Origin of the sequence: Thioclava sp. SK-1 (assembly GCF_001705665.1) — a bacterium.
In the GTDB taxonomy this organism is placed as follows: Bacteria; Pseudomonadota; Alphaproteobacteria; order Rhodobacterales; family Rhodobacteraceae; genus Thioclava.
This window is the reverse complement of the sequence record NZ_MDHA01000081.1, coordinates 1-4,727: the sequence shown is the minus strand read 5'-3', so window position 1 is coordinate 4,727 and position 4,727 is coordinate 1. Positions and strand designations below refer to the sequence as shown.

Below are 4,727 nucleotides of genomic sequence, written 5' to 3'. Positions count from 1 at the left end.
GCGTCCTCAGCTGCTGTTGGATCGGTCGAGTAATCCCGCATCCACTTGCCCATGGTCGAAAAACCAACCCCAAGGTCCGACGCAACCTGTCGCCGTGTCAGGCCGCTGTGCGCCGCGATCCGAACCGCTTCGCGCTTGAAATCTTCACTATGCTTGGCTGCCATATCCAGTCTCCTTCAAAGCGAGCATTGCTCACAGAAAACCGGAACGTAAGTGATGCAAGTCCAGTCCTCGACAATGAGGGCCAGCATGGATCGGGTTGGCAAGCGATCATGTCGATCACGGGGAAGATCGGCTGTGCGCCTCAGACCCTGAACGATTGGGTCAAGAAGGCCGAGGTCAATAGCGGCAAGCGCCCGGGCGTCTCCAGCGAGATGGGCGAGCGCATGAAGGCTTTGGAGCGCGAGAACCGCGAGCTGCGCCAGGCGAATGAAATCCTTCGCAAGGCCAGCGCGTATTTTGCGATGGCGGAGTTCGACCGCAGGTCGAAGTGATGGTCAAGTTCATTGATGACCATCGCGGTGCGCATGGGGTCGAACCGATCTGCGAGACACTGCCGATTGCCCCTGCCACCTATTATGACCATCTGGCCAAGCGCGCCGATCCGACGCGACTGTCGGATCGTGCCAAGCGCGATGAAGCGCTTCGACCCGAGATCCAGCGGGTTTTCGATGCGAACTGGCAGGTCTATGGCGTGCGCAAGGTCTGGCGGCAGTTGCGACGGGAAGGCTTCGACGTAGCCCGCTGCACCGTCGCAAGGCTGATGAAGAGCATGGGTATTCAAGGCATTATCCGGGGAAAGCCGCATAAGACGACGGTCCCGGACAAGAAGCTGCCGTGCCCGCTGGACAAGGTGAATCGCCAGTTTCGCGTGCCCGCGCCGAACATGCTGTGGGTTTCAGACTTCACCTATGTCGCCACTTCGGAGGGGTTTGCTTATGTCGCTTTCGTTATCGATGCCTATGCTCGGAGGATTGTTGGTTGGCGGGTCAGCACCTCCCCTCATGCCGGGTTCGTCTTGGATGCCCTCGAACAGGCCGTCCATCAGCGCCGCCCGGTCAAGGGTGCTGGGCTGGTCCATCACAGTGACCGTAGCAGCCAGTATCTGTCGATTAAAGACACCGAAAGACTGGCCGAGGCGGGCATCGAGCCTTCAGTCGGCAGCCTCGGCGACAGTTATGACAACACGCTGGCCGAGACGATCAATGGCCTGTTCAAAGCCGAAGTCATCCATCGTCGCGGCCCATGGCGCACCTTCGAAGCCGTTGAATACGCGACACTGGAATGGGTCGATTGGTTCAACAACCACCGCATGCTCGAGCCCATCGGGAACATCCCGCCAGCAGAAGCAGAGGCCAACTTCTACGCAGCTCTGGAAACTGAAGCCATGGCAGCGTAACTAACGTCAATCAGCCTCCGGCAAACCGGGCGCGGTTCATCACGCAAAAACAAGTTGGCAAGGCCCCCCAACGACAGCCACTGGTCGCTGGAAACAACCACGGAGGCGACCATCGCGGTGTGCAAGGCGCCGGGTAAATCGGGCCACGCCGCGGGCAGGATAGGGCCTGACGGCATCACGCTGACGCAGCGGGGCGAGGGGGCGAACACGCGCTTCATCAACAACATCGCGACGGAGAACCAGGACTACTGCGACAGCCTGCTCGTCACCGAGGTATTCACCCCTGCAGGCCACTGGTCGAGCTATCCGAGCCACCGCCACGACGAAGACGATTTCCCGCGCATCTCCTATCTGGAAGAGACCTATTACCACCGCCTCAACCCCGGCAATGGGTTTGGCATCCAACGGGTCTACGCCGATGACGGTCAGTTGGACGAGACCATATCGGTGAGCGACGGCGACGTTGTGCTGGTCCCGCGCGGGCACCATCCCTGCGGGGCGCCCTACGGATTTGAGATGTATTACCTCAACGTTATGGCGGGCCCACTGCGCAAATGGCGGTTCGTGCCGGCGCCCGCAGTCGAGCATCTGATGGACTAAGCATTATTTTACATAAGTATTCTTATTCGTTTTTTGGAAAACCCCATGTTTCCCTGTAGAATTAGTTATCTACAACCTCCCTGTGAACGACCGACTGGCGGCACCGGTGATACCGGTGCCGCCCTTTCCCGCAAGAACGATTGAACGGCCTACAATTTTTACGAGACGGATCATCCCGTGGACTGCGTTTCGGCAGGCATCCCATTCCGGCGATTTCGCGCAGCGTGTCCGTTTCGCGGGCATGAACTTGCGGAGGTTATGTCGCAAATTTCCCGCCCAGCTGGAGATACCCCTCTATCGGACATTATTATCCTGCGAGTGCCGCAAAGACCGGAGATGCGTGGAGTTCATTTGACGACATTTGCCCTTTGCGGATCATGTGCGCAGTCTCGATGCCAGCGGTGGTGGCGGCGGAAAATTGAAACGCTTTAAACCCCATCATCGGGCGCGTGATCCGCTTGATAAAGCGGTGGTCCTGTTCGAGGATATTGTTCAGATATTTGACCTGACGGATCTCGATCACACGCCCGTTGCCGGTAAATTTCGCCGATTACATTGACTGCCTGAAGCCCGGCCAGATTGGCACCGCTCTTGTCGATGACGACGCGCTCTGGCACGCCATTCACCGCAATCGCGCGTTTGAAAAATCGCCGGGCAGCGGCCAGGTTGCGCCGCTCGGATAGCATAAAATAAAGGGTTTGACCGTTGCGGTCCACGGTACGGTAAAGGTAGGTCCAACGCCCCTTCACCTTGATGTAAGTCTCGTCCATCCGCCACGATTTGGCCGACGCCTGCTTCCGTCCTTGCGCCCGCGCGGCAATCAGCGGCGCGTATTTCACCACCCAGCGATTTAACGTGGTGTGGTCGACCGTGACGCCGCGCTCGGTCAGAATCTCCCCAAGGTCTCGATAGGAGACTGAGTAGCGGACATAGAAAAAGATGGCGTGTAAAATCACCGACTTCGGATAATGCGCACCCTTGAAATCGATCATGCCGTCCGCTCCGTCGCAACCAATTGACGACGCGAACATATCAAAGAAAATTCAAAACAGAAAAATTTGCGACAGAGCCCCCAAAAATGGTTATGCTTACGAGCGTTGCAAGCAGTTTCAGCAAGCTTTGTGATGATTTCCGAGAAGGCTACGGATTATGATGAAATTTCCCTTATATCTCGTTATGTTTATGGCTTTTCTGGATTGTTCCAGTTAGCGAGTAGATGCGGCCACGATCACGACAACTTACCAGCCAAAGGTGTTTAACGCTGCTTTGGACGTGGGCAGAAATATTATTTCTGGGTCGCCTAACGGGTATTGCTCAAACAACTCAAATAGCTTCGGGTGGATAGGGTATAACTGCGGATCAACAGCTGGCGCTACGGGCAGTAATAGTACTCGTTCCTGTAATCTTACGATGGATGCAGGGTATCAGATTTCCCAAATATTCCTGACTATATCCGTGGATGCTTACAGCTTATTTAGGCAGCCAGATTTTCTGCCGTTGGAGCTTTCATGGGATGGAAATTTTATAGGGCGCGCGTATGAGACAAGCCCGTTGTCATTGGATATCTTCAGCGGTTCTGGTACAACTATAACGCTACTTCCCGGGTCTCCAAAACACATAGATTTCCCGACACTTGAGCAGTCGATATATGCCCTATATTTTTCAATGGATTACACGCTCGATGTGATGCTCGCGCCGTGCCGATAGGCTGAAGCTTCTGTATTGGGACGGCACCGGTCTGGTGATGGCTTACAAGCGGTTGGAGGAGGCACCCTTTACCTGGCCTGCGATCAAGGACGGGGTGATGGCGCTGAACGGCGTTGTTGCGCAAATCAGACGTCAGGACGCGTTAGCCTCTATCCTGCTGACCTTATCCGACGGCCTTGATCTCGGCCTGTCCAAGAGCTGAGCAGCGGTTCATGATGGCGATGCGGATCTGGATTTCGGCGGTCTGGCGGTCGGGGTCTCGCGACATGATCCGATCGCCCAAAAGCTTCAGATGGTTCATCTGGGCTTCGACGCGACTCCGCGCGTGGTAGTCGGTCCCTTTCTTCCAGATCGATCGCCCCAGACGTTGCGTCGCCCGCAGAATTTCGTTTCGCGAGATGGCTGCCATTGATGGTGTGGATGGCCCCCCCAAACGGCATCGCGATGTGCCAGGGTGGGTCTGAGTACAGCCACCGAAAGGAGCCATCCATGGAACAGCCTATCACGATCGGCCTCGATCTGGCCAAGAATGTCTTTCAGGTTCATGGGGTCGACGCGACCGGCAAAGTTGTCTGTCGCCGCCAGTTGCGGCGGGCGCAACTGCTGCTGTTTTTCTCGCGGCTTGCACCGTGTGTTGTGGGCATGGAAGCCTGCGCCGGGGCGCATTACTGGGGGCGGGCAATTGCCGCGCTGGGGCATGAGGTCCGTCTCATGCCACCCGCTTACGTCAAGCCTTATGTGAAGCGAGGCAAGACAGACGCGGTGGACGCGGAAGCCATCTGCGAAGCGGTCACGCGCCCGACGATGCGCTTTGTGCCAGTGAAATCGGTCGAGACCCAAGCCGCTCTGCTTGACCATAAGACACGGGATTTCCTCGTACGGCAGCGTACGCAGATCATCAACGCGATCCGGGCGCATATTGGCGAGTTCGGCATTGTGGTGGCAAAGGGCATCCAAAACGTTGAGCGTCTGATCGCTGCCGCTCGAAACATGCCGGAAGCCGCACGAGCTGCCGTGGATA

At 56.8% G+C, this 4,727-nt stretch carries 3 protein-coding genes, 4 pseudogenes and 1 other annotated feature; of the genes and pseudogenes, 4 read left to right on the top strand and 3 right to left on the bottom strand.

Features of this window, described 5'->3' with window-relative positions:
- The coding region (locus tag BFP70_RS20870) for a transposase (protein WP_141693272.1) at positions 1-164 on the bottom strand (164 nt) is incomplete at its 3' end.
- A gap of 24 nt (positions 165-188) precedes the next feature.
- On the opposite strand from BFP70_RS20870, the gene BFP70_RS18605 reads away from it, so the two are divergent.
- Both BFP70_RS18605 and iolB read left to right on the top strand, forming a co-directional pair.
- A protein-coding gene (locus BFP70_RS18605; protein ID WP_141693271.1) for an IS3 family transposase occupies positions 189-1,399 on the top strand; the annotation gives its coding sequence in 2 pieces (ribosomal slippage) (positions 189-459 and positions 459-1,399; 1,212 coding nt in all).
- Positions 452-568: a sequence feature (AL1L pseudoknot), on the top strand. Its footprint overlaps the gene before it by 117 nt.
- Before the next feature lie 66 nt (positions 1,400-1,465).
- A pseudogene (gene iolB / locus BFP70_RS18600) lies at positions 1,466-1,999 on the top strand (5-deoxy-glucuronate isomerase); the annotation flags it as partial.
- Positions 2,000-2,306: 307 nt separating this feature from the next.
- Here iolB and BFP70_RS18595 read toward each other — a convergent pair.
- Positions 2,307-2,991, bottom strand: a pseudogene (locus BFP70_RS18595) (IS6 family transposase).
- A 707-nt stretch (positions 2,992-3,698) separates the two neighbouring features.
- Here BFP70_RS18595 and tnpB point away from each other — a divergent pair.
- Positions 3,699-3,908 (top strand): annotated as a pseudogene (gene tnpB, locus BFP70_RS21620) (IS66 family insertion sequence element accessory protein TnpB); the annotation flags it as partial.
- Here tnpB and BFP70_RS18590 read toward each other — a convergent pair.
- Positions 3,870-4,112: pseudogene (locus tag BFP70_RS18590) on the bottom strand (IS5/IS1182 family transposase); the annotation flags it as partial. The pseudogenes tnpB and BFP70_RS18590 overlap by 39 nt on opposite strands.
- A gap of 83 nt (positions 4,113-4,195) precedes the next feature.
- Here BFP70_RS18590 and BFP70_RS18585 point away from each other — a divergent pair.
- The coding region (locus BFP70_RS18585) for an IS110 family transposase (RefSeq protein ID WP_141693270.1) at positions 4,196-4,727 on the top strand (532 nt) is incomplete at its 3' end.